The organism is Haloparvum alkalitolerans, from assembly GCF_055381565.1.
On record NZ_AP043938.1, the window covers coordinates 1,226,620 to 1,253,067 of the forward strand.

Annotated in this window: 27 protein-coding genes and 2 tRNA genes; 14 read left to right on the forward strand and 15 right to left on the reverse strand. The window is 70.8% G+C overall.

Translation table 11 applies throughout. The features are described from left to right. Positions 1–159: 159 nt before the first annotated feature. A complete protein-coding gene (locus ACZ432_RS08470; protein WP_426962717.1) occupies positions 160–480 on the forward strand; it encodes a hypothetical protein in 321 nt (106 codons plus the stop codon). A gap of 15 nt (positions 481–495) precedes the next feature. Here ACZ432_RS08470 and eif1A read toward each other — a convergent pair whose 3' ends face one another. After that, the gene (eif1A, locus tag ACZ432_RS08475; RefSeq protein ID WP_058367387.1) at positions 496–786 is read right to left on the reverse strand and encodes a translation initiation factor eIF-1A; all 291 of its coding nucleotides are present in this window, start codon (positions 784–786) and stop codon (positions 496–498) included. 171 nt (positions 787–957) lie between these two features. Here eif1A and ACZ432_RS08480 point away from each other — a divergent pair, with 171 nt between their 5' ends. Continuing rightward, positions 958–1,137, forward strand: coding sequence for a DUF7470 family protein (locus ACZ432_RS08480; RefSeq protein ID WP_058367386.1), 180 nt, complete (start codon positions 958–960; stop codon positions 1,135–1,137). 512 nt (positions 1,138–1,649) lie between these two features. Here ACZ432_RS08480 and ACZ432_RS08485 read toward each other — a convergent pair. Genes ACZ432_RS08485 through ACZ432_RS08495 form a run of 3 tightly spaced genes read right to left on the reverse strand, consistent with a single transcriptional unit; the run spans position 1,650 to position 4,125 of the window. Beyond that, on the reverse strand, positions 1,650–2,927 hold the full coding sequence (locus ACZ432_RS08485; RefSeq protein ID WP_426962716.1) for an AGE family epimerase/isomerase: 1,278 nt from the start codon (positions 2,925–2,927) through the stop codon (positions 1,650–1,652). 38 nt (positions 2,928–2,965) lie between these two features. Next, on the reverse strand, positions 2,966–3,718 hold the full coding sequence (locus tag ACZ432_RS08490) for a DUF4013 domain-containing protein (RefSeq protein WP_426962715.1): 753 nt from the start codon (positions 3,716–3,718) through the stop codon (positions 2,966–2,968). Continuing rightward, positions 3,715–4,125 (reverse strand): SHOCT domain-containing protein, encoded by a 411-nt coding sequence (locus tag ACZ432_RS08495; protein WP_426962714.1) that lies wholly within the window; start codon positions 4,123–4,125, stop codon positions 3,715–3,717. Before ACZ432_RS08495 ends, ACZ432_RS08490 begins: the two co-directional genes overlap by 4 nt. Positions 4,126–4,256: 131 nt before the next feature. Here ACZ432_RS08495 and rnz point away from each other — a divergent pair, with 131 nt between their 5' ends. Next, the gene (gene rnz / locus ACZ432_RS08500; protein WP_426962713.1) at positions 4,257–5,192 is read left to right on the forward strand and encodes a ribonuclease Z; all 936 of its coding nucleotides are present in this window, start codon (positions 4,257–4,259) and stop codon (positions 5,190–5,192) included. A gap of 36 nt (positions 5,193–5,228) precedes the next feature. On the opposite strand, the gene ACZ432_RS08505 is transcribed toward rnz, so the two are convergent. Continuing rightward, positions 5,229–6,458 (reverse strand): sensor histidine kinase, encoded by a 1,230-nt coding sequence (locus ACZ432_RS08505; RefSeq protein WP_426962712.1) that lies wholly within the window; start codon positions 6,456–6,458, stop codon positions 5,229–5,231. A 107-nt stretch (positions 6,459–6,565) separates the two neighbouring features. On the opposite strand from ACZ432_RS08505, the gene ACZ432_RS08510 reads away from it, so the two are divergent. After that, positions 6,566–8,602 (forward strand): DUF460 domain-containing protein, encoded by a 2,037-nt coding sequence (locus ACZ432_RS08510; RefSeq protein WP_426962711.1) that lies wholly within the window; start codon positions 6,566–6,568, stop codon positions 8,600–8,602. Between the two features lie 328 nt (positions 8,603–8,930). Next, positions 8,931–9,926 carry a tyrosine--tRNA ligase gene (locus ACZ432_RS08515; protein ID WP_426962710.1) on the forward strand — a complete coding sequence of 332 codons (996 nt, stop codon included), beginning with the start codon at positions 8,931–8,933 and terminating at the stop codon, positions 9,924–9,926. A 997-nt stretch (positions 9,927–10,923) separates the two neighbouring features. On the opposite strand, the gene ACZ432_RS08520 is transcribed toward ACZ432_RS08515, so the two are convergent. Genes ACZ432_RS08520 through ACZ432_RS08535 form a run of 4 tightly spaced genes read right to left on the reverse strand, consistent with a single transcriptional unit; the run spans position 10,924 to position 15,370 of the window. Then, positions 10,924–12,075, reverse strand: coding sequence for an ABC transporter ATP-binding protein (locus ACZ432_RS08520; protein WP_426962709.1), 1,152 nt, complete (start codon positions 12,073–12,075; stop codon positions 10,924–10,926). Continuing rightward, complete coding sequence (locus ACZ432_RS08525; protein ID WP_426962708.1) at positions 12,075–12,959, reverse strand: carbohydrate ABC transporter permease; 885 nt, start codon at positions 12,957–12,959, stop codon at positions 12,075–12,077. The genes ACZ432_RS08520 and ACZ432_RS08525 overlap by 1 nt, the downstream gene beginning before the upstream one ends. After that, complete coding sequence (locus tag ACZ432_RS08530) at positions 12,956–13,993, reverse strand: carbohydrate ABC transporter permease (protein WP_426962707.1); 1,038 nt, start codon at positions 13,991–13,993, stop codon at positions 12,956–12,958. Before ACZ432_RS08530 ends, ACZ432_RS08525 begins: the two co-directional genes overlap by 4 nt. A 6-nt stretch (positions 13,994–13,999) precedes the next feature. Next, positions 14,000–15,370, reverse strand: a complete 1,371-nt coding sequence (locus tag ACZ432_RS08535; protein ID WP_426962706.1) for an ABC transporter substrate-binding protein — start codon at positions 15,368–15,370, stop codon at positions 14,000–14,002. Positions 15,371–15,503: 133 nt separating this feature from the next. Between ACZ432_RS08535 and ACZ432_RS08540 the strand changes: the two genes are divergently transcribed. The 8 genes from ACZ432_RS08540 (at position 15,504) to ACZ432_RS08575 (ending at position 22,476) form a co-directional block, all read left to right on the forward strand. Then, positions 15,504–16,553 carry an AAA family ATPase gene (locus ACZ432_RS08540; protein ID WP_426962705.1) on the forward strand — a complete coding sequence of 350 codons (1,050 nt, stop codon included), beginning with the start codon at positions 15,504–15,506 and terminating at the stop codon, positions 16,551–16,553. A gap of 3 nt (positions 16,554–16,556) precedes the next feature. Continuing rightward, a complete protein-coding gene (locus ACZ432_RS08545) occupies positions 16,557–17,207 on the forward strand; it encodes a protein sorting system archaetidylserine decarboxylase (protein WP_426962704.1) in 651 nt (216 codons plus the stop codon). 105 nt (positions 17,208–17,312) lie between these two features. Beyond that, complete coding sequence (locus ACZ432_RS08550) at positions 17,313–18,422, forward strand: DNA primase (RefSeq protein ID WP_426962703.1); 1,110 nt, start codon at positions 17,313–17,315, stop codon at positions 18,420–18,422. A gap of 118 nt (positions 18,423–18,540) precedes the next feature. Continuing rightward, positions 18,541–19,335, forward strand: a complete 795-nt coding sequence (azf, locus tag ACZ432_RS08555) for an NAD-dependent glucose-6-phosphate dehydrogenase Azf (protein ID WP_426962702.1) — start codon at positions 18,541–18,543, stop codon at positions 19,333–19,335. Positions 19,336–19,402: 67 nt separating this feature from the next. Then, complete coding sequence (locus ACZ432_RS08560; RefSeq protein ID WP_426962701.1) at positions 19,403–21,457, forward strand: DEAD/DEAH box helicase; 2,055 nt, start codon at positions 19,403–19,405, stop codon at positions 21,455–21,457. A 66-nt stretch (positions 21,458–21,523) separates the two neighbouring features. Further along, a tRNA-Pro gene (locus ACZ432_RS08565) sits at positions 21,524–21,596 on the forward strand. A gap of 123 nt (positions 21,597–21,719) precedes the next feature. Further along, positions 21,720–22,250: a hypothetical protein gene (locus tag ACZ432_RS08570; protein ID WP_426962700.1), complete on the forward strand. Its 531-nt coding sequence runs from the start codon at positions 21,720–21,722 to the stop codon at positions 22,248–22,250. A gap of 152 nt (positions 22,251–22,402) precedes the next feature. Beyond that, a tRNA-Phe gene (locus ACZ432_RS08575) sits at positions 22,403–22,476 on the forward strand. A 71-nt stretch (positions 22,477–22,547) separates the two neighbouring features. Here the strand turns inward: ACZ432_RS08575 and ACZ432_RS08580 are convergent. The 3 genes from ACZ432_RS08580 to ACZ432_RS08590 all read right to left on the reverse strand — a co-directional run bounded on the left by ACZ432_RS08580 (position 22,548) and on the right by ACZ432_RS08590 (position 24,164). Beyond that, positions 22,548–23,174, reverse strand: coding sequence for a hypothetical protein (locus ACZ432_RS08580; RefSeq protein ID WP_426962699.1), 627 nt, complete (start codon positions 23,172–23,174; stop codon positions 22,548–22,550). A gap of 2 nt (positions 23,175–23,176) precedes the next feature. Beyond that, a complete protein-coding gene (locus tag ACZ432_RS08585) occupies positions 23,177–23,695 on the reverse strand; it encodes a hypothetical protein (protein ID WP_426962698.1) in 519 nt (172 codons plus the stop codon). Positions 23,696–23,849: 154 nt separating this feature from the next. Continuing rightward, positions 23,850–24,164: a 2Fe-2S iron-sulfur cluster-binding protein gene (locus tag ACZ432_RS08590; RefSeq protein WP_426962697.1), complete on the reverse strand. Its 315-nt coding sequence runs from the start codon at positions 24,162–24,164 to the stop codon at positions 23,850–23,852. A gap of 158 nt (positions 24,165–24,322) precedes the next feature. Between ACZ432_RS08590 and ACZ432_RS08595 the strand changes: the two genes are divergently transcribed. Beyond that, positions 24,323–24,691: a DoxX family protein gene (locus tag ACZ432_RS08595; protein WP_426962788.1), complete on the forward strand. Its 369-nt coding sequence runs from the start codon at positions 24,323–24,325 to the stop codon at positions 24,689–24,691. 43 nt (positions 24,692–24,734) lie between these two features. Here ACZ432_RS08595 and ACZ432_RS08600 read toward each other — a convergent pair whose 3' ends face one another. The 3 genes from ACZ432_RS08600 to ACZ432_RS08610 all read right to left on the reverse strand — a co-directional run bounded on the left by ACZ432_RS08600 (position 24,735) and on the right by ACZ432_RS08610 (position 26,399). Next, the gene (locus ACZ432_RS08600) at positions 24,735–25,190 is read right to left on the reverse strand and encodes an RDD family protein (protein WP_426962696.1); all 456 of its coding nucleotides are present in this window, start codon (positions 25,188–25,190) and stop codon (positions 24,735–24,737) included. Between the two features lie 172 nt (positions 25,191–25,362). Then, positions 25,363–25,824 carry a TRAM domain-containing protein gene (locus ACZ432_RS08605; protein WP_426962695.1) on the reverse strand — a complete coding sequence of 154 codons (462 nt, stop codon included), beginning with the start codon at positions 25,822–25,824 and terminating at the stop codon, positions 25,363–25,365. A 92-nt stretch (positions 25,825–25,916) separates the two neighbouring features. Further along, positions 25,917–26,399: a DUF2062 domain-containing protein gene (locus tag ACZ432_RS08610; RefSeq protein ID WP_426962694.1), complete on the reverse strand. Its 483-nt coding sequence runs from the start codon at positions 26,397–26,399 to the stop codon at positions 25,917–25,919. Positions 26,400–26,448 lie beyond the last annotated feature (49 nt).

Genomic DNA, 26,448 nt, shown 5'->3' on the forward strand with positions numbered 1-26,448 from the left:
TCGTGAGACGTTGGCGACGGGGACGTATAAGCCCGGAGGTCACGGGACCGGCGGTGCCGTCTCCGGACCGGACTGGACCGGGCCGGCGGCCGCGCCGCCGCGGCTTGCGCCCTCGGCCCGTCGCGGAACCCTTTTCGCCGCCTCGGCGCAACCTCGGGCATGGTCGCGACCGTCCCCGCCGTCGTCGGTGCGCTCGCCGTCGCCGCGCTGACCGCCCTCGTGTATCGGGACGCCACGAGCGCGGGCGTCGCACGCCCCCGGCTGTGGGGCGGCTTCGTTCTCGCCTCGAACGCCGGCGCGCTGGCGCTGTTCCTGTTCGTTCCGAGCGTGCCGCTGCCCGGCGTGCTGGTGCTGGCGTCGCTCGGGCCGGTGCTGTACGCGCTCGAGCGCGACGACGCCAGACACGGCGCGGAGCCCGCGGATCCGACCCGGCTGCCGAGCCAGCAGGCGGACGGAGAGGCGGACGAACGCGAGGAGTGAGCCGACGCGACCGCGCTACCTGATGTGGCCTTCCTCGCGGAGCTGGTCGGCCGCGCTCTCCTCGTAGCGGTAGGCCACGTCCGCCTTCTCGTCCTGCCAGTCCCACGGCTCGACGAGGACCACGTCGCCCTCGCGGATCCAGACGCGCTTCTGCATGCGGCCGGGGATGCGCGCGGTGCGCTCGGTGCCGTCCGCACACCGGACCTGCACGCGGTTGGCCCCCAGCATCTCGGTGACCTCGGCGAACACCTCGTCGTCGTCGGGCATCCGGAGGTCGGGCCCGCGCTTGCCGTCGTCGTCGCTCATACGCAGGGGCGGTTACACGTCCTATACGTTAAAAGCGCCGACCGCGGACGGCCGCCGGACTGCGGACGGCGGCCCGACCGTGGAGGGTCACCGGACCGCGTCTCCGCCCCGGCGCGTGTCCCGCGGTCGGAAGCGTCCACCTTTTACCGCCCGGCCCGGCCACATCCGCCCATGCGAAACAAGCTCGGTCTCGAGGGCATCGCCGGCCTCCTGCTCGTCCTGTTCGCGATCGCGCTGGTCACGTGGCGCGACCCCGTCATCGGCGCCGGCCTGATGATCCTGCTCGCGGGCGTGGCGCTCGTCGCGAAGGGGCTCGTCGGCTCCGCGATGCGCGCGTTCGGCATGGCCTGATCTACGCGCGGCCGGACGCATCGAGGATCGACGGACGAACGGGAACCTGACGACGGTTCCGGTGGTCCGGGGGGATTTTTGTCTCGGTCGCCGACCCGGCTGATCGGGACGGTATCGTCCAGAAAGCCCCAGCCGGCTCTCTCTACGTGGTTTTTGGGACTGCTACAGACCCTGCTGATCGGGACGGAACCACCCAGAAAGCCCCAGCCGGCTCGACCGGCCGCGACACGCGCTGCGCTCCTCGCTCCCCGCACAGCTCGCTGCGGTGCTTACGGCGCCGGGGCCGGATCGAGCCGGCTGCCCCTTTCAGTCCCACCCCGCACCGCGACCGCACCGCGACCGTACCGCAGCCTCACGCCTCCCCAGCCTCGGCCGCGGGCCGGCCGCGAACCGCACAGCAGGCGGCCGGCCCGCGACCTCCCTCGCGCGCGTTGCTCGCGCGCGCCGACCGTATCAGTACCGCACCGTATCAGCACCGCAACGGCCTCCACGACTACCCCGCAGTCGCAGTGTCACCCCCGGAAGGATCGATAGCTCTCCGCGTACGCGCCGACCGGGTGGTAGTCCGGCTCGACCCCCGGCGGCTCGGGCGGGACCGGCTCGTCGTCGCGCTCCGCCGACTCGGCCGGAACGCGCTTCTCGTACCAGAGCCCGGCGGGGCCGCGGAAGCGGTCCGCGGTCGAGAGCAGCCGGCGGTGCCAGTCACGGAACCGGTCGGCCTCGGCGTCGCGACCGCGGCTCCGGGCGCGTTCCGCGAGCGCCGCCGCGGCGCCGAGCGCCTCCGCGACCGCCCAGCCGTAGCGGTCCGGGACCAGCACCTCGCCGTCCCGACCGACCGTGTACGCGAAGCCGTCCCCCGTCCAGCCGAGGTCGACCGCGGCGTCGAACAGCTCCGCCGCGCGCTCGAACCAGTCCGTGGCGGTCGTGGCCCCCCGAACCGCGTCGTCGAAGTCCGGAACGGCGGCGCCGCGGCGGTCGAGCAGCGCGAGCAGCTTCGCCCACTCGGCGTGGTGACCGGGCTGATACCCCGGCGGCCGGAACTGGTGTCGCGGCGCGTCCGCGTTGTAGCCGAACGCGTGCGTCCAGTCGGCGTCGTAGTGCTCCCACAGCAGCCCGTCCGTCTCGGCCGCCAGCTCCACCGTCAGGCGCGCGGCGACCGTCCGCGCCCGGTTCAGGTACCGCGCGTCGCCGGTCGCGCGGTGGGCCGCGAGGTACGCCTCGCAGGCGTGCATGTTGGCGTTCTGTCCCCGGTAGGGCTCGACCTCTCCCCACTCCGCGTCGCGGTCGCTCGCGAGCAGGCCGTTCGGTTCGGCGAACCGGTCCGCGAGCAGGTCGGCCGCCGCGGCCACGTCCTCGGCTGCGACCGGCTCGCCGTCGGGACCCTCCACTTCGGCGTCGGCCGCCCGGGAGAGCGCGAGGAGGACGAACGCGTGCGCGTACGCCGAGCGCGTGCGGTCGACCGGTTCGCCGTCTGGGGAGACGATCAGGCGGTATCCCGCGTCGAGGTCGCCCGGATCCGCGCGATGCCCCTCCCGCAGAAACCGCACGCCGTGCGCGGCGGCGTCGCCGCACCACGCCGGTCCGTCCAGCAGCGCGCCCGTCGCGAAGTTCGCGATCCCTCGGCAGGTGGCGACGAGGTGCCGGTCGGACTCGTACGGTTCGCCGGAGACCGGGTGGAGGAGTCGGTAGCCGGCGGACGCCATCCCGCTCACGGCGAGCGTGTCCGGGTACTGGATCCGGAGCGTCGCGAGCGCTCGTGCGCGCAGCGCCGCCGGGTCGTCGTGTGTCATGCGTCGGCGTTCGACGGAGCGCGGCTAAAGCGCGGCGGTCAGCCGTCCGTGCCGTCCGGGTCGGCCGAGGCGCCCGCGTCGGCGGCGTCGACCGCGCGCGTCCCGGCGGCTCCGTCGGCCCGCGCCGGCGAGACGCCGGCCCGACGCCACGCCGCGCCGGCGGCGGCACCGACCCCGGCCGCGGCGACGACCTCGACGTAGAACGCGACGACGAAGCCGGCGGCGACGGCGTTCAGCGCGTCGTAGGCCGCGGCCGCGAGCCCGAGGCCCGCCCCGCCGACCAGCACCGCGAACAGGTAGCCGCCGTCCCGGGTGGCGACCCCGAGCAGGCGCCGGTCGAGCGCGGCCCGGAGCCGTCGCGTTCGGGCCACCGCGACCAGCGCGGCCGGGAGCGGGTACGCCAGCGCGAGGGCGGTGAACAGCGTCACCGTCGAGCCGACCAGCAGGAGTCCGCCCTCGCCGGTTCCCGAGGGGTCGAGCCGTCCGAGTGGGCCGCCGAGGGTGACCACCGCGAGGACGGTCGGCACCGCGAGATAGGCCACCGCGGTCGCCGTCAGCCGGACGCCGTCGGCCAGCAGGGGGCCGAGCGGTCGCCACCCGGGTCGCTCCGCCTCCGCCACCCGGTCGCCGTCGCTGGCGACCGCGAGCATGCGAGCGAGGTAGCCGGCCACGGCGACGAACGGAACCAGGGGGACCCACACTGCAAGCAGGTGCAGGCCGCTCCCGACGAGCAGCGCGTCGAGGCGAGGGGAGCCACGAACGGGGAACGCGAGCAGGGTGCGGAGGCTCATCGTCGGAGCCGCTCGACCTCGCGTCGCGCGTTCTCCCGGACTCGGGCCGCCACGCCCTCGCGGTCGCGCGTCTCCGCGTCCTCGGTCGCGAGGAGCCGGTCCAGCCGGCGTTCGAACTCCTCCTCGTCGATCTCCCCGCGGGCGTACCGCTCGCGGAGCGCGTCGAGTGCGGGGTCGGCCTCGTCGTCGGAGCCCGCGCTCCCGCCGTCGGCGTCGGGGAGGGGCTTCGCGAGCGTGTGGAGGACGGGGAGCACGACGACGATGCCGAGGAACCAGACCAGCGGTAGCGACCACCAGAGGCCCGTGACGATGGGGGCGACGACGCCCGCTCCGACGACCAACAGCGCGAGGATCCGCCGCCAGCGGCGACGGAGGTTACCGGCGGCGCGGCGGAGGGGACCGGTCATGCTCGTGCGGACGCCGGCGACTCCCGAAAGCGTTTCGTCGCCGTTCGAGGGCGCGCCGCCCCGACGCCGCCGTCGCGTCGGACGGCGGCCGCATCGAAGCGGGTTTCAAACCGGCCCTCCCAGACTGCACCATGTCTCTGCGCGTGACGTTCCTCGGAACCGGCGGCGCCGTCCCGACGACCGAGCGGGCGCCGAGCGCCCTGCTCGTCAATCGGGAGGGGGACCGCCTGCTGTTCGACTGCGGCGAGGGGACGCAGCGCCAGATGATGCGGTTCGGGACGGGGTTCACCGTCGACCACATCTTCGTCTCGCACCTCCACGGCGACCACGTCCTCGGGATCCCGGGGCTGATCCAGACGCTCGACTTCACCGAGTGGACCGACCCGCTCGCGATCCACTGCCCGCCCAACTGCAAGCGAGACCTCGAGGACCTGGTCCACGCCGGCGGTCACCAGCCGAGCTTCCCGGTTCGGATCAACGAGGCGACGCCGGGGTCGGTCGCGCTCCGGACCGACGAGTACGAGGTCCGCGCGTTCGAGACCGAACACCGCACGCGGTCGCAGGGGTACGCGCTCGTCGAGGACGAGCGACCGGGGCGGTTCGACCGCCCGAAGGCGGAGGAGCTCGGCGTCCCGGCCGGCCCGAAGTTCGGCCGCCTCCACGCCGGCGAGACCGTCGAACTCGAGGACGGCACCGTCGTCCGCCCCGAGCAGGTGGTCGGCGACCCCCGTCCCGGCCGCAAGCTGGTCTACACCGCCGACACGCGCCCGATCGACCGGACCGTCGAGGCGGCGACGGACGCGGACCTGCTGGTCCACGATGCCACCTTCGCCGAGGAGATGGCCGAGCGTGCGCGGTCGACCGCCCACTCCACCGGTCGCGAGGCCGGGGAGATCGCGGCCCGCGCCAGCGCCCGCCGACTGGCGCTCACCCACATCTCCTCGCGGTACGCCGGCGACGCGAGCCCCATCGTCGAGGAGGCTCGGTCGGTGTTCGGCGGCGACTGCTTCGTTCCGGACGACGGACGGAAACTGGAGGTTCCCTTCCCGGACGCTGACGAGTCGTAGCGGTCGACGCGCCTGCCACGCCGGGTCTCCGGGGAGTCAGGCAGCGCCGCCGTTCGTCTCGACCCCGCCTCCCGACTTCTCCTCGCGTCCGGTCCCGTTTTCGTCCGCGGCTCCGTCGCTTCGCAGGCTCTCGATACCGTGGAACTCGAACCGGGCGCCGCCCCCTTCGCTCTCGTCGATCCGGAGCGTCCAGCCGTGGGCGTCCGCGACGCCCTTGACGATCCCCAGCCCGAACCCGGTTCCCCCCTCGTTCGTCGTGTACCCCGGTTCGAGCACGTCCGACCGCTCCGCCGGCGGTATCCCGACACCGTCGTCCTCCACGTAGAACCCGGCCCCGTCGGGCAGTACGCCCACCCGGATCGTGAGGTCGTTCGGAGCACCTTCCTCGCCGGTGCCGTGTTCGACAGCGTTCCGAAACAGGTTCTCGAACAGCTGGCGCAGGCGCTCGGGGTCGCCCGACAGCGTCGCGTCCCCTTCGAGGACGAGGTCGGCAGCGTCGGTGTCGGCGGTGCGCCAGCACGGCTCGACGACGGACGCCAGCGAGAGCTCCTCGGTCTCGCCGAGGCTCTCCCCCTGTCGCGCCAGCGTCAGCAGGCCGTCGATGAGTCGGTGCATACGCTCGACGGCCTCCTCGCAGCGGTCGAAGTGCTCCGGGTCGCCCGTCTCGCGAGCGAGCTCGAGGTACCCCTCCAACACCGAGAGGGGATTTCTGAGGTCGTGGGAGACGACGTCCGCGAACTCCTCGAGGCGGTCGTTCTGCCGCTCCAGTTTGTGCACGTGCTCGCGGATCTCCGCCTCGCGTTCGAGGCGGTCCAGCGCGGACGAGCAGTGGGCGACCAGCAGCTCGCCGAGCTCGAGGTCGCTCTCGTCGAAGCCGTGCGTCTCCTCCGACACCGCCTGGAACACGCCGTAGTCGCCGATGGGTATCGTCAGCGCCGAGCCGTAGGGGCCCTGCGGGTTCGCGTCGGGCTCCTCGTCGATGTCGTCGACGACATAGGCCTCGCCGGACCGATAGGCGCGGCCGACGATCCCCTCCTCGACCGACATCGGCGTCGCGCCGTCCGGCGGGACGCCCGAGGAAACGGCGGCGATGGGGAGCCGGCCGTCCTCCTCGAGGTTGATCACGCAGAGGTCGAAATCGAGGATTCGCTCGGCGGCGTCGACCGTCCGCTCGCACACCTCCTCGGGCGTCTCACAGTCCTTCAGCTCCGTGGCGACGGTGTTGAGCGCCTTCAGCGCGTGCGGGCGGTCGGCGGCTGCTGTCACGGGTCGCCCCGACGTTGCGCGGCATCACATAAATGTGTACGCGTTGGACCGCCGGATCGACCGCGTGCGGCGTGGAGTATTTACACGCGAGCGGCCTACTTCCTGCCGTGACAGCCCGGACGATCCGCGCGCTCGACGCGCCGGTGTTCGGCGTCGACGTCCAGAGCGGCGACGTGCGCGGAGACGCGCCCTCCTACGCGCTCGTCGTGCTCTCGCCGGCCGACGACGACCCGGACGCGCCGGACGCGGACGGCCCGATGGCCCGCGTCGAGCGCGACGTGGTCTCGCTCCGCAAGCTCAGGCGCCTCATCGAGGAGCGCCAGCCCTCCCGCGTCGCCACCGACAACGCCTACGAGCTCGCCGCCGACACGAACGACCTCGTCGGCCTGCTCCGCTCGCTGCCCGACGGGACGCGGCTGGTGCAGGTGACCGGCGCGGAGCGGCCCGAACCGCTCTCGCGGGTCGCGTCCAGACACGGCATCCCGTACGGCAAGGAGCCGATGAAGGAGGCGGAGGCGGCCGCCAGACTGGCCGCCGCCAACGTCGGCCACGTCGTCTCCGCGTTCACCGACGAGACCACCGTGAAGGTCTCGCGCGGCCGCTCGACCGGCAAGGGCGGGTGGAGCCAGGACCGCTACACGCGCCGGATCCACGGCAACGTCAAGAAGCGGACTCGGCAGGTCGAGTCCGAACTGAAGGACGCGAACCTCGAGTACGAGCGCGAGGTGACCGAGAAATACGGCGGCTACGCAAACGCGGTCTTCACCGTGCAGGCGCGGCCGGAGGGGATCCCCGTCTCGAACTCCCGGGCGGGCGACGTGCGCGTGGAGGTCGAGCGCGAGCGCCGCGACGGCATCACCTACGAGCCCATCGTCCGGCGGCGCGACCGGGTCGTCGTGGGGATCGATCCCGGAACCACGACCGCGGCCGCGGTCGTCGGCCTCGACGGGACGGTCCACGACCTCTACTCCTCGCGGACGGCGGACACGGCGGACGTGACCGAGTGGATCATCGAGCGCGGGCGCCCGGTCATCGTCGCGGCCGACGTCGAGCGCATGCCCGAGACGGTCGAGAAGTTCAGGCGCTCGTTCGACGCCGCGGGATGGACGCCCGACTCGGACATCCCCGTGGACGAGAAGCTCCACCGCACGCGAGAGGTGACCTACGAGAACGACCACGAGCGGGACGCGCTCGCGGCCGCGCTGTACGCGGTCGACGACCACGCCGACCAGTTCGACCGGATCACGCGAAAGACGCCCGCCCGCGTCGACCGCGAGGAGGTGATCGCCCGCGTCGTCGCCGGCGGCTCCTCGGTCGAGGCGGCGCTGACGGACCTGACCGACGACGGCGGAGACGGGGACGACGGCGAGGAGGGCGGCGAAACGCCCGAGGGGGGCGATCCGACGGCGCCGGACCGCACTCCCGAGGAGGAGGAGATCAGGCGGCTCCGGCGGCGCGTCGACCGACTGGAGGACCACGCGGCGGACCTCGAGGACGAAGTGGACGAGAAGGACGAGCGGATCGCGGAGCTGGAAGAGCTGCTCTCCGAGGCCAAACGCGAGGAGCGGATCGAGGCCCGGGAGCGTCGCACCGTCTCCCGCATCCAGCGCGAGAACGAGCGGCTGGAGCGCGAGCGCGAGGCGGCCGTCGAGCGCGCCGACGACCTCGCGGACAAGCTCGACCGCCTGAAGGAACTGTGGAAGATCGACCACTCGGACTTCACCGACGTGGCGGAGGGGCGGAACCTCGTCTCCGTCAAGCCGGTCGCCCAGTTCACGCTGGACGCGATCGAGGCCGCGGAGGCGGACTACGGGCTCGCGACCGGCGACGTGGTCTATCTCCGGGACGCCTCCGGGGCCGGCCGCCGCACCGCCGAGCGCCTCGCGGAGACCGAGCCGCGGCTGGTGCTCCGGGCGGGGACCGTCCCCGAGGTCGCCGAGGAGACGCTGTTCGAGGCGGGCGTTCCGGTCGCGCCGGCCGATGACGTGGAGATCCGCGAGATCGACGAGCTCGCGGTCGCCAGCGAGCGGGACGTGCGCGAGGCGGTCGCCGACTGGCGCGACCGCGCGGAGTCGTGGCACCGGGAGCGGACCGAGGAGACGATCGACCGCATCATCTCCGAGCACCGCGCCGACCGCGACTGACCGGCCGGCGGCCGCGAGCCGGTCGCGGAGGACGGCCGCCGCCCGGGTTCCCCTCTCGCGGCAAGAAAATTTATGGCTCCTGAACGCGGAGTAATAGTTGAGGGAGCGGCGGCCGGTCGCACCCCCGGCCGTCCTGCTCCCCGCGGGCGCGCGCCGCCGAGTCGACCCCGCGGTCGGCATCCGGCGGTCGCGCGACCCTACCTCCGGGGTGCCGCGACCCCCACCTTCGGGCGCCCCCATCGTTCGTCGGCCCGCTCCCCACCCGGGCCGCGCGAACGGTTCCCACCGTTCCAGAAGTCATATCCCACCCCTGCCCACAGTGAGGTGTATGGAAGCCTACGAGTTGATCACCCGGAACGCGGCCGAGGTGGTCACCGAAGAGGAGATCGAGGCGCTGGCCGACGACCCCGACGGGAAGCGGGCGTACGTCGGCTACGAGCCCTCGGGCGTCCTCCACATCGGGCACATGCTGACCGCGAACAAGCTGATCGACCTCCAGGAGGCCGGCTTCGAGGTCACGGTGCTGCTGGCGGACGTCCACGCCTACCTCAACGACAAGGGGTCGTTCGCGGAGATCCGGCGGACCGCCGAGCGCATGCGCGACCAGTTCATCGCTTACGGGCTCGACGAGGAGCGCACGCAGTTCGTGCTCGGCTCGGACTTCCAGCTCGACGACGACTACACGCTCGACCTGCACGCGCTGGAGCTGGAGACGACCCTCGCCCGCGCCGAGCGCGCGATGGCGGAGATCAAGTCCGGCGACTCGGTGAAGGTCTCGCAGGCCGTCTACCCCCTGATGCAGGCGCTGGACATCCCGTACCTCGGCGTCGACCTCGCGGTCGGCGGGATGGAGCAGCGCAAGGTCCACATGCTCGCGCGCGACGTGCTCCCGAGCATCGACCGCGCGCCGCCCACGAGCCTCCATACCCCCCTGATCGCCGACCTCGCGTCGGGCGAGGGGAAGATGTCCTCCTCCGCGGGCGTCACCATCTCGATGGAGGACTCCCGCGAGGACATCGAGACGAAGGTGAACAAGGCGTACTGTCCGCCGACCGCGGACCCCGAGCCGACGGACGACGGCGTCGACCGCGAGAACCCCGTGCTCCAGATCTTCGAGTACCACGTCTTCCCGCGCTTCGACGCGGTCGTCGTCGAGCGCCCCGACGAGTACGGCGGCGACCTGGAGTACGACGCCTACGACACGCTGGAGGCGGACTTGGAGTCCGGCGAACTCCACCCCGCGGACGCGAAGGGCGCGCTCGCGGAGTACCTCGACCGCCTGATCGCGCCCGGCCGGAAACAGCTGGAAGAAGAGCAGTCGTAAGCGGCCGCGCGAACTTTTGTGACCGTTCTGCGATTCACTGACGGCCTGCTGTACGCTGGTTTTTGTGTGATTGAGCGTCCTGCTGTGCTCGCCGTGAATACCTAGAAAGCCCTCGACCGGTCGCGGGCGCTCAGCGACATATCGGCGCTCTCAGCACAGCCCGCGCCGATAGGGGTCGTCTGAACGCCCGCGACCGGCCTCGCCCTTTCAGTCCGCCAGGGCGTGGTTCGTCTGCTCGGCCGCTGGAGCCGGTCGATCGGTGAGCCTCGGCGCCGGCTGTCGAGTCAAGGGTGGCCTCGCGCCTCCCCAGCCTCAGCCGCCCGCGGCCTCCGCGGTGCTCCGGCCGCGGCCGGGTTCCACCGGAAATCGAAGATTTCCGAGCAGCCTGCGTGCGGTAGCGCGCTGGCGACCTCGCGCGCGTCGGGTCGCGCGCGCCAAACGTTGGACAGCCGGCAGGACGATGCACCGCGACTAGCGCGAGCAGGCTGTACTCACGGCGGGAGTTGTGCGGTATCCGCGAAAAACGTTCATCCGGCAGGCGGTTGCGGTGCTGTGCAGTCGGCGCGCGCCGCGGCGACCGCGAAGCGTGTCGCCGCGACCGCGCGAGGTCGCCAGCGCGCTACTGCACGCTGGAGGCCAGCGGGACGCGGGTTGTCCCGCGCGGCGGAGAAGCGCGAGCGCGCGGTGAGGCTCCCGCGAGCTCGGCGAGCGGGACGACGGCAGTCGCAGCCCGGCAGCCCGCCACTGCAGGCAGCCCGGACCGTCTGCCGGAACCCGGCGCGGTCGAGCCGGTTGGGGCTTTCTGGGTGGTACCGTCCGGATCAGCAGGATCAGCAGAACCGGATCAGCAAGCGCCGTATAGAGGGCCGGTTGGAGATCTCTGGATGTTGACGCTCCAACCGGCAGGATCCATGACCGAAACGCAAACGCCGAGGACTACATCCGGAACCGCTCCGGACGTACCCCCAACTCGAACGCCGCGACTCTCTCCGCCGCCTTAGACGTTCGGCGCGTCCATCTCGGCCTCGTCCAGCGAGCGGTTGTGGAGCGCCTCGCCGGAGTCGCGGTCGAACAGGTGGATGGCGTTCGCCGGGATGCCGACGCGGGCGTCGGTTCCGTCCGCGATCTGTCGGAGGCCGTCGACCGTCGCGGTGAGGTCGGGGCCGTCCGGGAGCGTCAGGTGGACGACGTTCTCGTTGCCCATCGGCTCGACCACGTCGACGGTCGCGTCGAAGACGTGCTCGCTCGCCACGTCGTCGGGGTCGCCGTCGGCGCTCACGCGCACGTCCTCGGGGCGAACGCCGAGCGTGACCGCGGACGCGCCCGCGACCGCGTCGGCCGCGTCGCCCGCGAGCGGGTAGGTGAGCCCCTCGCCCGCGGCCAGCGTGCCGTCCTCGACGGTCGTCTCCACGAAGTTCATCGACGGCTCGCCGATGAAGCCCGCGACGAAGCGGTTGGCGGGGCGGTGGTACGCCTCCAACGGCGTCGCCACCTGCTGGAGCTCGCCGGCGTCGAGGATGGCGATGCGGTCGCCCATCGTCATCGCCTCCGTCTGGTCGTGCGTGACGTAGACGGTGGTCGTGTCCAGGTCGTTCTGGAGCTGTTGGAGCTCCGTCCGCATCTGCGACCGGAGCTTCGCGTCGAGGTTCGACAGCGGCTCGTCCATCAGGAACGCTGCGGGCTCGCGGACGATGGCGCGCCCGAGCGCGACGCGCTGGCGCTGCCCGCCCGAGAGCGCGCCGGGCTTGCGGTCGAGGAGGTCGGTGATGTCGAGCATCGCCGCCGTCTCCTCGACGCGCTCGTCGATGGTCTCGGAGTCGAGGTCCGTCGACTCCTCGAGCCCGAAGCGCATGTTGCCGCGGACGGTCATGTGCGGGTAGAGCGCGTAGCTCTGGAACACCATCGCGATGTCCCGCTCCGCGGGGCCGCGCTCGTTGATGCGCGTCCCGTCGAGGCGGACCTCCCCGTCCGTGACCGTCTCCAGCCCCGCGACCATGCGCAGGGTGGTGGACTTGCCACAGCCGGAGGGACCGACGAGGACGAGGAACTCCCCGTCCGCGATGTCGACGTTCACGTCGTCGACGGCGACCACCGCGTCGGGGCCGTCGCCGAACCGTTTCGTCACCGAGTCGAGTTCGAGTCGTGCCATTAGCTTTCACCTGCCACGCCTTTCGCGAACTGTTCGCCGAACAGGACGTACACGACGAGCGTGGGCAACGCCGCGACGAACGCCCCTGCCATCTGGAGGTTGTACTGGTTGACGAACGATCCCTGCAGCTGGTTGAGCGCGACGGTGACCACCTGGTTCGAGGGGTCGGTGACCAGCACGATGGCGAACAGCAGGTCGTTCCACACCTGCGTGAACTGGTAGATCAGCGTCACCGCGAAGATGGGCACCGACAGCGGGAGGACGATCCGCCGATAGATCGTCGCCGCGGAGGCGCCGTCGAGGCGCGCGGCCTCGATCATCTCCTCGTCGAGCGTCGCGTAGTACGACCGGAACAGCACCGTACAGATCGGGATCCCATAGGCGGCGTGGGTCAGACTCAGCGTGATGAGCCCCTCGTAGCTCCCCACGAACCCGAGCGGGATCAGCGACGGGAGGTCGACCGCCGACCAGAACTGCCGGAGCGGCACCAGCACGGACTGGTACGGCAGGAACACGCCCGCGACGAACAGCACCAGCACGCCGGTCTGGCCGCGCCAGTCGAGGTTCGTCAGCCCGTACGCCGACAGCGACCCGAGCAGCGCCGACAGCACGGTCGCGGGGATCGCCATCAGCAGGCTGTTGATCAGCCCCTGCGAGAGCCGGTCGAACGCCACCTGCCACGCGGCCAGCGTGAACTCGCCGAGCGGCGGGGGCGCGAACGGCGTCGTCGCCCGGAAGCCCGCCTCCGTCTTGATCGAGGTGGCGAGCCCGGACTCCAGCGGCGCGAGGTAGAACGCGACCATCGCGAAAAGCACCGCGTACAGCGCGGCCCGCGAGCGGTCGACCGCCGCGACCGCCGCACGCAGGTCGGCGACGCGGCTCACAGCTCACCCCGCCGGTACTGCGCGTAGAGGTACGGCCCGATCACCGACAGCGCCATCGCGAAAAGCACCGTGGCGACGGCGGCGCCGTACGACCACTGCAGCCTGTCGAAGGCGACCCGGTACATCATCACCGAGAGGATGTCCGCGGACTGGCCGGGGTTGACCCCGAACAGCACGAACAGGAAGTCGAACGCCTTCAGCGCGAACACCATCAGCACGACCGCGGCCGACATCGTCGACGCGCCCAACTGCGGGATGATGACCCGCAGGTAGACGCGGAGCGTCGAGGCGCCGTCGATGCGCGCCGCCTCGTACTGATCGCGCGGGATGGCGCGGAGTCCCGCGAGGTACACTACCATGCAGTAGCCGGAGAACTGCCACATCAGCGCGAAGATGATGGCGAACAGCTTCACGTCGGGGTTCGAGAGCCACGCCGTCGTGAGTACGTCGAGGCCGACCCCCCGAAGCGCCGTGTTGATCAACCCGATCCGCGGGTTGTACATCCACGACCAGAAGATGGCCGTGACGACGAACGAGAGGCTCATCGGGAGCAGGTATATCGTCCGGAACGTGTTCTCGAACCGGATCCCGCGGTCGATCAGGATCGCGAGCAACAGCCCCACGGCCAGCGACAGCACCGTGAACAGCAACAGCAGGATCAGCGTGTTCCAGAACGCGCTCGTGAAGGAGGGGTCGACGAGCAGCTGCTCGTAGGCGGCGAGCGAGAAGTCGGTGTACTCGGGCTGACCGAGCCCGTCCCAGCCGATCAGCGAGATGACGAGGTTCCACGCCACCGCGCCGTAGACGAAGATCCCCACGAGCACCGCGGGCGGCCCCCAGAAGGGGAGCGACTCCACGAACTCGCTGCGCCGAAGACGCGTCAGGATCGACGCGTCAGTCCCGGTCGCGGCGGACGCGGTCGCTCCGCCGTCGGCCCGCAACTGTCGCTCCCCGCCGGACCGAGACCGCCGCTCCTCGTCGCTCTCGGCGTCGTCCGGGTCGCGGTCGCTTCGCCCGAAAAGTCCTCCGAGCATCGAGGCTCAGAAGGAGTTCGCGATGGCCTCGTAGGCCTGGTCGACGTCGCCGTTGCCGTTGAAGTTGGCGAACGCCTCCTCAAGCGAGGAGTGGACGCTCGGCGCGACGGAGGTCCCGTGCGCGATCGACGGCGGCTGTGTGTTCGAGTTGTTGAAGTCCTCGATCTGCCGGGAGAGGAACGGCCCGAAGTCGTCGGTCGGCACGTCGGTACGCGGCGGGATCGACCCCTTCACGGGGTTGAAACGCGCCTGCGCGTCGACGCTGCCGGCGTACGAGAGGAACTTCTCGGTCGCCTCCGGCGACGGGTTGTTGGTCGGGAAGACGAACGAGTCGATGACCGACTGGTAGACGCTCGTCGAACCCGGGAACGGCACCATGTCCCAGTCCTCGCCGAACTCGAAGCCGTCGGCCGCGCGGTACTGGCCGGCCGCCCAGTCGCCCTGGTGGATGAAGGCGGCGTCGCCCTCGATCAGCGCGCTGTTGCCCTGGTCCCAGGAGATCGAGCCGGCGTCCTCGGGGAAGTACTCGGAGTAGGTGTTGAGCAGTTCGAGGCCGTTGCGGACCTCCGTCTCAAGCGAACTCACGTCGCCGTCGATGAACGTCCGGTAGGCGTCGACGCCCTGCATCCCGATGAAGATCGACTCCCACAGCTGGAGCGAGGACCACGGACTCTGCGTCTGGTGGGCCAGCGGCGTCGCGTCCGTCTCGTCGGCGACCGTCTGGAGCGCGTCCGCGAGCTGCTGCGGGTCGTTGATGTCCGTCGGGTCCACGCCCGCCGACTCGACGACCTCGACGTTGTAGAAGAGGTTGTTGAGCCGGTGGATGTTGATCGGCACCGCGACGAGGTTCCCCGCGGGGCGCGCGAGGTCGACGATGTCGCCCAGGTACGCCTCCTCCATCTCGTCGGTCCAGACGGAGTCGCCGATGTCCTCGAGGAGATCCTCCTCGGTGTACGGCGTCAGCGCCTGGCCGGGCCAGATCTGGAACGTGCTCGGCGGGTCGCCGTCGAGCACGCGGTTCTGGATCACCGCGTCGATAGCCGACCCCGCCCCGCCCGGCGCGGGGTTGTCGACGATCTCGACGTCCGGGTGCTCCTCGCGGAAGCCGTCGAGCAGGGCCTGATAGGCGTCCTGCTCGCCGCCCGCGGTCCACCAGTGGACGATCTCGAGTTCCGACCCACCGTCACCGCCGTCACCGCCGTCGCCGGAGCCGTCCTCGGTGTCGCCGGAGCCGCCCTCGGTCTCGGTCATCCCGACGTCTCCCTCGGGGTCCTCGGAGCAACCGGCCAGTCCGACCGCGACAGCGGCGCCCGCACCCGCCACGTAGTGGCGGCGGGTGAGGCGATTCGCGTCGTCGTCACGTTCGTGATCGTTCATGGATGTCCGTCAGGGTGATTCGGCCGGACATACTTAATGATTGTATGTTCACTCCAATTCGAGTCAATCATTTTTGTCCCCGTGACGCTCCCGACCGACCGATTCTTGAGCGCGCGTCCCCGACGAGCCGGTAATGGACGGACCGCTGTGGACCGAGGCGCACGCGCCCGACCTCGGGGAGATCCGGCAGGACGAGGCCCGCGAGCGGCTGGAGCGCGCGGTTGACGAGCCGATGAACCTCGTCGTGCAGGGGCCGCCCGGCGTCGGCAAGACCGCGGCCACGCGGGCGCTGGCCCGGGAGACGCACGCCGACCCGGACAACGACCTGATCGAGATCAACGTCGCGGACTTCTTCTCGCGAACGAAGAAGGAGCTTCGACAGGACCCCCGCTTCGAGAGCTTCCTCGCCGGCCGCTCCCGGATGGCCAAACGCGACATGATCAACCGCGTGCTGAAGGAGTCGGCCGCCTACGCGCCGATGTCCGGCGAGTACAAGACGCTCGTGCTGGACAACGCGGAGGCGATCCGCGAGGACTTCCAGCAGGCGCTCCGGCGCGTGATGGAGAAGCACCACCGCACCACCCAGTTCGTGATCACCACCCGACAGCCCTCCAAGCTCATCCCGCCGATCCGGTCGCGCTGCTTCCCGGTGCAGGTGCGTGCGCCGACCACCGACGAGACGATGGACGTGCTGGCGACGATCTGCGACCGTGAGGACGTGGCCTACGACGACGACGGGTTGGAGTTCGTCGCCAGCGCCGCCGGCGGGGACCTCCGGCGTGCGATCCTCTCGGCGCAGGCGACCGCGGTCGCGGCCGACGAGGTGACGATGTCGGCGGCCTACGAGACGCTCGGCGACGTGGGCGACGACGAGACGATCCGCGAGGCGCTCGCGGCCGCTCAGTCCGGCGACCTGAAGGACGCCCGGTCGACGCTCGACGACCTGCTCGACGAGGGCGGCTACGACGGGCCGGGGCTCCTGCGGGAGCTCCTCCGGGTCGCGCGGGCCGGCTCCGCGTACGACGGCGCCCAGCTCGCCCGGCTCCACAAGCTCGCCGGCGAGGCGGACATGGACCTCTCGGAGGGGCTCGACGACCGCCTCCACCTCACCCACCTGCTCGCCTCGTGGGCGGCCGGCCGCGAGACGCTCGCCGCCGACTTCCGCGACCCCGTGGAGGCGTAGACGATGTCCGATCCCACGGATCCCGACGACGCCGCCACCGGCCCGCCGCTCGCCCGCCTCCTGCCGTTCCCGGTCGTCGACGACGCGTGGCGGCTCGCGCGCCCACCATTCCTGTCCGGCGCGGCGCTCCTCGCCCTCGTTCCGCCCGCCGGTCTGGCGCTGCTCCTGCTGGGGCTCGGCGTGCTCTGGTTCCACCGCGACCCCGCGCGTGCGGTCCCGGACGCGGGCGTCGTCAGCCCCGCTGACGGCACCGTCTCGGTGGTCCGCGAGGAGGGCGACCGACTCCGCGTCGGCGTGTTCATGAACGTCACCGACGTGCACGTCAACCGGGCGCCGATGGCCGGCGAGGTGCGCGAGGTGCGCCACCGCCCCGGCGCGTACAAGCCCGCGTTCTCGAAGGACTCCGACCGCAACGAACAGGTCGTAGTCGACTGCGGGGACTACGAGCTGTTCCTGATCGCCGGCTGGTTCGCCCGCCGGATCCACCCCTCGGTCGCGGCCGGCGACGAGGTCCGCCGCGGCGACCGCGTCGGGCACGTCTCGTTCGGCTCGCGCGCCGACGTGCTGTTCCCGCCCGCGGTGGACCGCGAGGACCTCAGGGTCGCGGTCGGCGACTCCGTCCGCGCCGGCGAGACGATCCTCGCCGAGCGCTGACCGGGCCGATCGGTTCCCGGCGGTTGCGGGGCCGGTCGCCCTCGGTCGCGACTCGCGCGTCCAACCGCATTCCTTATTCACAGGCGCTCGCAAGGAGCGGGCGAGATGGACACCGACCCCCTCCACGCGCGCTATCCCTTCTTCGAGGCGGCCCGCGAGGCCGTCGCGGCGGCGGAGGTCGCGCTGCCGGAACTCGTCGCGGCGGGCGCGCCGGCGGTCGAGCGCGGCCGCGAGCGCGTGGAGCGGGCGCTGATGGAGGGCACCGTCGAGAGCGAGACGCCCGAGGAGTACGACACGCGCGCGGAACTGCTCTCGTACCCGGTCGCGCGCATCCTCGTCTCGCTGCTCGACTCCTCGGCCGCCGTCGAGAAGTACGCGACCGCGGAGGCCGCCACCGCCGCCGAGCGGTTCGCGGCCGACGCCGAGCGCGGCGACGACGGTCTCCGCTCCACGACGACGGTGACGGTCGACCGCGACCAGGTCCTCGCGGAGTTCGACCTCGCGGACCGCGTCCGCGCCGAGCCGATGGCCGGGAACCGGGAGCCGGAGTGGTTCCGGGTCGGCGTCGGCGCGTACCTCTCCCTCTCCTCGCCCGACTGGGGGGAGTCGTGGCGCCTCGTCAACCGCGAACTCGCGGGCGGCGAGGTGCGCGTCGAGCGCGAGGAACTCTACCGGCTGCTCCGCGCGGCGGTCCGCGAGCGCGTGCTGGAGGGGCTCCCGTTCGAGCTGGAGGCGGAGGGACAGCTCGCGACGGAGCTGGAGTCGCAGGTGGCGGACCTCAAGCGCCTGCTCTCGGAGCGGCCGCACGTCGGCCCCATCGACGTGGTCGTCCCGGAGCTGTTCCCGCCCTGCATGACCAACCTGATCGACAAGGCCGAGCGGGGGGTCGAGCTGTCGCCGCCGGAGAGCTTCGCGCTGATGGCGTTCCTGACCGGTATCGGGCTGGACGCCGACGAGGTGGTCGCCTTCTGTGCGGACACGAGCCTCGACGCCGAGGAGGTGCGCTATCAGACCGAGTACCTCCGGGACGACAGGGGGACCCAGTACCCGCCGCCGACCTGCGAGACGCTCTCGGCGTACGGCATCTGCCACAACGAGGAGGAGCACTGGCGCGTCGCCGCCGACCCCCTCGCGTACTACGAGACGAAGCTGGAGGCGGCCGACGACGTGACCGGCTGGCGCGAGCGCGCGACCCCCGAGCCCTCCGAGGGGTAGCGCCGGTCTCGCCCCGCCGATCGCGCGTGGTTCGCGACGCGGCGAGGACGTCGAACGCGGCGCGGACGAGGCGTCGAACCGCACGATATTTCCGCGCGCTTCGCGCATAGCCGCACGAATGGACGAGCCGGTCCTGCTGACGGGCGCGGGCGGTCGCGTCGGGCAGGCGATCCTCGACGGCATCGGCGACGCCTACGAGTGGCGCCTGCTGGATCGCGAGCCGCTGCCGGCCGAAAAGGTCCCCGCGGGCGTCGACGACGGGGACGTGTACGTCGCCGACATCACCGACGAGGAGGCGGTCCGCGAGGCCGTCGCGGGCGTCGGCGCCGTGATCCACCTCGCGGGCGATCCCCGGAAGAACGCGCCCTGGGACAGCGTGCTCCGCAACAACATCGACGGCACGCAGGTCCTCATGTCCGCGGCGGTCGAGGCCGGCGTCGAGCGGTTCGCGTTCGCCTCCTCGAACCACGCGGTCGGTCACTACGAGACCGAGCGCAAGCCCGACCTCTACCGCGAGGACGACGACTTCCGGCTCGACGGCACCGAACTCCCCCGGCCCGGCAACCTCTACGGTGTCTCGAAGGCCACCGGCGAGTTTCTCGGACGCTACTACCACGACGAGACGGGCCTCTCGGTCGTCTGCGTCCGCATCGGCAACCTGACGAAGGACCATCCGCCCCGCGAGTACGAGCGCGGGCAGGCGATGTGGCTCTCCCACCGCGACTGCGCGCACCTGTTCGACCGCTGTCTGCGGGCCGACTACGGCTTCGAGATCGTCTACGGCATCTCCGAGAACGACCGCCGGTACTACTCCATCGAGCGCGCGAAGGAGGCGCTCGGCTACGAGCCGCGGGACAACTCCGCGGAGTTCACCTTCGAGGGCGAGCCGCGGGGCGGAGAGTCGCCGGAGTAGCGACCGCCGGATACCCGCCGCTCCGCAGGCGAACCGCTGAAATACCCGACCCGCCTACCTCACGCCAGTGTCACAGCAGTTGGCCGACGTCGAGACGCTGTTCCTCCACGAGGCGCGGAGCGACTACACCGTCGTCGCGGTGAAGGACGGCACCCGGCTGCTCCGCGGGCGGCTCGAGTTGAAGGAGACGAGCGCCGGCCCCCGACCGGGGAAGTTCATCGCCGTCCGCGGGGACGACGAGGAGCCGCGCCGCCCGGAGGAGTTCGTCGACCTCGCGCGGGCGGCCAAGCGGATCCGGATCTCCCAGCAGACCTCGCCGGCGGGCCGCGAGGAGCTGCAGGCGGCGCTTTCCGGCTACCAGCTCGACGCGCTCGTCGTGCGGACCTGCCGGCAGTGCGCCGCGAGCGGCCGCTACTCGCCGATCACCGAGGAGACGGCGATCAAGCACAACGACGAGCACATCTGCCCCGACTGCGCGAAGCGGGAGCTCGACCGCGAGCTCTCCTTCACGGGGAACTTCACGGGCGCCGCGGAGGACCGGCTGGAGGACCTGCTCCTGGAGACGCAGGACCTCGACCGCATCGCGACCCTCGTCTCCGGCGGCCTCGACCCGGACCTGACCAAGTACGACGAGGTCTCCGCCACCGTCGAGGACGTCTCGCCGGTGCGGACCGACGAACTCGACCTCCACGACGACCTCGCGCGGCTGACCCAGGACCGCTTCGAGGAGCTGCTGCCGGTCCAGAGCCTCTCGGTCAGGAACGGCCTGCTCGACGGCGACGACCAGCTCGTGGTGAGCGCGACCGCGACCGGGAAGACCCTCGTCGGCGAGCTCGCGGGGCTCGACCGCGCGCTGAAGGGGGAGGGGAAACTCCTGTTCCTCGTCCCGCTCGTCGCACTCGCCAACCAGAAACACGAGGACTTCGAGGACCGCTACGGCGACCTCGTGGACGTGTCGATCCGGGTCGGCTCCTCGCGCATCGACGACGACGGCAATCGCTTCGACCCGAACGCGGACGTGATCGTCGGCACCTACGAGGGGATCGACCACGCGCTCCGGACCGGCAAGGACCTGGGCGACGTGGGAACGGTCGTCATTGACGAGGTCCACACCCTGAAGGAGGGCGAGCGGGGCCACCGCCTCGACGGGCTCATCTCCCGGCTGAAGTACTACAGCGAGCGCCGACAGGAGCAGGTCCCATCCTTCGACGGGACGCAGTTCGTCTACCTCTCGGCGACCGTGGGCAACCCCGAGTGGCTCGCCCGGAAGCTCCGTGCCACCCTCATCGAGTTCGAGGAGCGCCCGGTGCCCATCGAGCGCCACGTCACCTTCGCGGACGGCCGCGAGAAGGCCCGCATCGCGAACAAGCTCGCGAAGCGGGAGTTCGACACGAAGTCCTCGAAGGGGTACCGCGGGCAGACGATCATCTTCACCAACTCCCGGCGGCGGTGCCACGAGATATCGCGGAAGCTGGAGTACTCCTCGGCCCCCTACCACGCCGGGCTCGACTACGGCCGCCGGAAGCAGGTCGAGCGGCAGTTCCTGAACCAGGACCTGTCCGCCGTGGTCACGACCGCTGCGCTAGCGGCCGGGGTGGACTTCCCCGCCTCGCAGGTCGTCTTCGACTCGCTGGCGATGGGGATCGAGTGGCTCTCCGTCCAGGAGTTCTCGCAGATGCTCGGGCGCGCGGGGCGGCCGGACTACCACGACCGCGGCCGCGTCTACCTCCTCGTGGAGCCGGACTGCACCTACCACAACTCCATGGAGCGCACGGAGGACGAGGTGGCGTTCACGCTGCTGAAAGGCGAGATGGAGGACGTGGCGACCGCCTACGACGAGACCGCCGCGGTCGAGGAGACGCTCGCGAACATCACCGTCGCGGGCAAGCGCGCCAAGCGGCTCAACGACCGCATGATCGGCGACGTGCCGACCAAACACGCGATCGGCAAGCTGCTCGAGTGGGAGTTCATCGACGGCTTCGAGCCGACGCCGCTCGGCCGCGTGATCACCAGGCACTTCCTCGCGCCCGACGAGGCGTTCCGGATCCTCGACGGGATCCGGAAGGGGATGGCGCCGTACGACCTCGTCGCCGAGTTGGAGCTCCGCGAGGACGAGCGGTAGGGGGCGGTTCACACGGGCGACGCCGAGCGAAACGCTTTAGCGCGCGATAGCGATATAGAGAAACGCGGGACCGTGGGTTAGCCTGGTATACTTCGGGCCTTGGGTGCCCGTGACCCCGGTTCGAATCCGGGCGGTCCCATTTTCGCGGCGCGAGTACTTTGCGAGCGCCGCGTGTGAGGCGCGGATTCGCATCCTGTCCTTGCGGTGCGGACGCGACCGTGTCGGCCGCCAAGCACTTATCCGACGCTCACGAGCCGTTCGTATGAACGGACGCACGGCAGCGATCGCGGTCGTCCTGTCGGTCGTAGTGCTCGGCGGTCTCGCCGCGGGCTTCCTCGTGCTCGGCGGGGCCCCGGGCGGCGACGGCGGCGGGCTCGCTGGCGACGGAGCTGGGGGCGAAGGCGGGAGCGGTGGCGACGATGCGGGTGCGGCGACCGCGACGCCCGCGATGGAGGACACGAACGCCTCCTTCCAGTTCACCATTGACGAGATCGAGGAGTGCGGAAACACCTGCCGTGACGTGACCGCGACGATCGTCAACGACGGCGGCGAGACGGCCGAAGGGATCGTCGTCCACACGACGATGTACGCGGACGACGACGTGGTCTGGGAGGGCACCGAGGAGATCGGTGAGCTCCCCGCGAACGAGAGCTACACCTCCACGCGCGAGGTCGACGTCGGCTATGGCGGCGGCGCGAAGATCCAGGAGAACGACGGCTACGTCACGATCGAGACGGTGATCGAGTTCGACGACGGGCAGGAAGTGTTCACTGAGCGCCGGCAGGCCGCCTGACTCGGGCCGGGACTCGCGCCGCAACGCGCGGCACGGACCCGTCGCGACGCGCGGCACGGACCCGCCGCGGACGACCGCGGGCGCGGTCCGAGTCACCCGACCGCCGTGCTTCGAAATCCTTTTGTCTTCCATCGGCGTTGGTCGGAATGCGAGCCGCCTTAGCTCAGATTGGGAGAGCACTCGACTGAAGATCGAGCTGTCCCCCGTTCAAATCGGGGAGGCGGCATTCCTTTTCCACACGGACCGCATTCGTGAGTCTCGACTGAAGTAGAGCTGTCCCCCGTCCCGGCAGGACCTCTACGTCTCGGCGGCCGGGCCGTCGATCCGGCCCACCCGCGGATAGATGTACTCCCGGAGGTCGACCCACTCCCAGTCGAGGCGGCGTCCGGACACGAACCCCTGCCGGGACAGCGACCCCGCGTCGCCGAGATAGCCGCTCATCTCGGGGTCGGAGACGTACCACACGAGTTCGGTGTCGTCCGTGACGTAGTACGACCGGTGGCTATCGCTGAACGCGTCGTGTCGCTCGGCCAGTCGCCGGTAGAACTCGTCGAGGGCGTCGTCGACGCGCACCGGCTTCGCGTCGACGCCCGCCTCGACGAGCAGGTGGCCGTCCCCCGCCTCGTTGAACACCGACAGCATCCGCGTTTCCACGCCGCGAAGCGAATCGTACAGCGACGCCAGCGTAACGGTCTTCTCCTCGCAGTTCCCGCCGGTCCGCCACGTCTCGGTCGGCGGTCTGAACGGCCGCGTTCCGCCCTCGTGGCGTCGCTCGTACGGAAGCTTCCGGTAGATGTAGAAGTGCAGCGCCGCCGCGACGGTGACGGGCGTCCACTCGCCGTCGTAGCCGGAAAAATGGCTGTCGAGGATCTCCCGGACGATCGGCTCCATTCCCGACTGGAGGTGGCCGTAGTAGTCGACCATGCTCAGCGGTCGTGCCAGTCGTCGCCCTCGCGAGACACGTCCTGAAGGATGTCGTCGAGGTCCGCCTTCTCCGTCGGATCGATGTCGTCCGTCGACCCCGCGGTCGGGTCGTACACGTCGGTGGTGGCGAGCGTCTTGCCCAGGTCGGTGACGTTTTGATCGATGGCGTCGAGTCGCTGGTCGAGCTGTTGCTCGACCCGTTCGACCATCGCCCCCAGCTCTCGGGACTCCGTCCGTTCCGTCTCGACGGCTTCGACGAGGTTCTCGTCCGACAGCCCGTTCACCGTCTCGGCCTTCGCTTCGAGCCGATCGAGCTTCTGGTCGTGGTCGTCGACCAGTTCGACGACCGCCTCGTACTCCTCGAGCATCTCTCCGATCGTCTCGAGCAGTTGCGACTGTGTGTCGAGGATCGAAACGACTTCTTCGCGGTCGGCGTGCCGCGAGTTCTCCACGAACGCCCGTAGGTCCCGGTACCGGTTCGAAACAGAACGGTATCGCTCCCGATACTCGCTGTCCGTCATTGTGACGACTGGCGACCCGAGCGAGTTATACTTTGGCAGGGTTCCGTCTCACCCCGTCGACATCGCGCTGCGGTGCCGAGCGGTCGCCGTCCGCACAGCGTACCGGTTCACGCTGGAAACCGCGACCCCCGCAGGGGCGGGCGCTTTCGCTCGATCAGACGTGCTGACCCCAGAGGCCGTCCCCTTTCGTCACCTCCACGTCTCCCTCGACCCGGGTCTGACAGGCGAGTCGCACGTCGTGACTCGGGTGGTGCGGCGGCATCGAGAGGCGGATCCGCTCCTTGCGTGACGGCTCGCTCACCTCCCCGTCGACCTGCACCGCGCAGGTGCCACACGAGCCCGTCCCCCGGCAGTTGAACGTCTCGGCCTTTCCGTTGTAGACGGAGAGCCCCGCTTCCTGTAGCACGTCGCGCAGCACCGCTCCCTCCTCGCACTCGATCTCCTCGCCGCGGTAGTGTACCGTTGGCATGATCTGCGTTTGCATACGTCACGACGGGCCAAAGATGGTGGGGCTCGCCGGTCGGTGACGGAGCCGGGGTAACGGTCTTGATCCCGGGGGCCGTCGTTCGGGGCGTGATCCCCGATCTCCCCGACGCCGCGAGCCGAAAGCGCCCGCTCCGCTACCTGATGGGCTTCCTCTACGTCCTCGCGGGCGTGGCGCACTTCCTCGCCCCTCGGCGGTTCGCTCGGATCGTCCCGCCGCGATTCCCGCGGCCGCGGGCGCTCGTCTACCTCTCCGGCGCCGCCGAGGTCGTTCTGGGCGTCGGCGTGCTGTTCAGGCGAACCCGCCGAGCGTCGGCGTGGGGCATCGTCGCGCTGCTGCTGGCAGTCTTTCCGGCGAACGTCTACATGGCCACCGACGGCGTGGCGGCCGAACTCGTCCCCGACCGCTACGCGGGCCTCGCCCGGGTCGCGGCGTGGGTTCGGCTTCCGCTGCAGGGGGTTTTGATCCTGTGGGCGTGGTGGCACACGAGGCGGGACGTTGGAGGCGCGTAGTCGCCGGAGCGCCCGCGCGACGGCATAAAACGGCGCGGCCGAGCTACTCGTCGACGTTCACGACGCGCGTACCGGCCGCGAGGTCCCCGAGTCGCTGGTGTTCGTCGGAGACGTAGGCGACGAGGACGCCGACGAGGTAGAACGCGGGCAGGGCGTCGACGATCCGAAGGAGGTTGCGAACGACCGCGGCCACCCACGTGCAGTCGTCGCCGTCCTCGGTGACGACGACGATGTCGCGGTACCGCTTGCCGAGCGTCTGTCCGTAGTACCCCTCGAAGACCGTCTGATAACCGAGCAGGACGACCGGCGAGATGAACTGCACCGCGACCAGAAAGCCGCCGAAGCCGCCGAACGAGCCCTCGATCAGGAGCGCGCCGCCCACGTATCCGAGCAGTCCGATGACCCCGACGACCAGCAGGCCGTCGATGAGGAGCGCTTCGAGGCGTCGGTCGAGGACGCCGGCCAGTTCCGTAACGTCGGGATCGGGATATCGATCCATAACGATTCGGTGGGCCGATGCTGTAATAAAAAGGTAGCGCGGCGAGTATCACGACTGATAGCCCGGTCGGCTCCGACTTCGCGTGGACCCTCGCGTGGGGAGTCGTGGACGGACCGGTCCGCAAAACGGAGTGCTAACTGTTCGCTGGTCTGGGTCGGGGGTACGGGTGCCGCTACTGGCCCCAGAAGTCCTCGCGGCTGCCGAGGCGTTCGCGGTCGGGGCGGCTCGGACCGTCGCGTTCCGCCTCGTCGCCCTCGCCCTCGTCGGCGCCCTCGCCCTCCTCGTCCCCTTCCTCCTCCTCGGGGAGGCGTTCGACGACCTCCTGTGCGGTGGCGTGGCTGGACTTGACGCGGTGGATGCGGACCTCGGCGCGGGCGGGCGGGAGGAGGCCGTCGACGAGGACGATGAAGCCGTCCTCGGTGCGGCCGACGCCAGCGCCGCTCTCGTGGATGTCGTCGACCTCGACGACGACCTGCTCGCCGGGCTGGACGGGCTGTTCCTTCAGCTCGTAGATCGGCATGTCGTAGTGGTTGCACCACTCGGCGCCGCCCTTGTTCCCGTAGTGTTGACACCCCATCCCCTGAATTTGCTCCTCGAACTGGGGGCAGTCGTCGGCGAGCGGACAGTTAGCCATACGTAAACTAGCCCGGGGGCGCTCTAAATCCTTCCGACTGGGCCCCCTCTACGGGCCCGAGTCGGCGTCCGGCGTCCCGTCGCGACTTCCGATCACTCCGCGACCGCGTCCGCGACCTCCTCGGCGAGTTCGATGTCGCGACGCCGGAGTTCCCTGACGAACCGCAGCGCCGCGAGGTGGCCCGCGATCGCGACGCCCGCCGCGACGACCGCGGTGCCGACGAACAGCCGCACGAGCACCGCCGGCCCGACCGCGAGCGACAGGCCGCCGGCCGTGACGCCGGGGACGGGACCGAGCAGCCGCGACCCGAGCCAGAACCCGACGCCGTAGATGACCCACTTCACCGGCGGGTTCATCACGAGCAGCACCGCCACCAGCGCGAGGTTGCTGACGCGCTCGAGGTACCGGGCGGCCAGCGCGAAACAGACCAGCGCGAGGCCGAAGTTCGGGAGCGCGGCGACGAAGAGCCCGACCGAGAACGTCGCCGCCACGTCGCGCGGCGGATGGTCCTCGCTGAACGCCTCCTCGAGCCGCTCTCGTGTTCGATCCCGGTAGGTGGAGAGTCGCCGTCTCACGGATCCGGGTGGCGCTCCACGACCATCAACGCACCGCCGACCGCGTCGA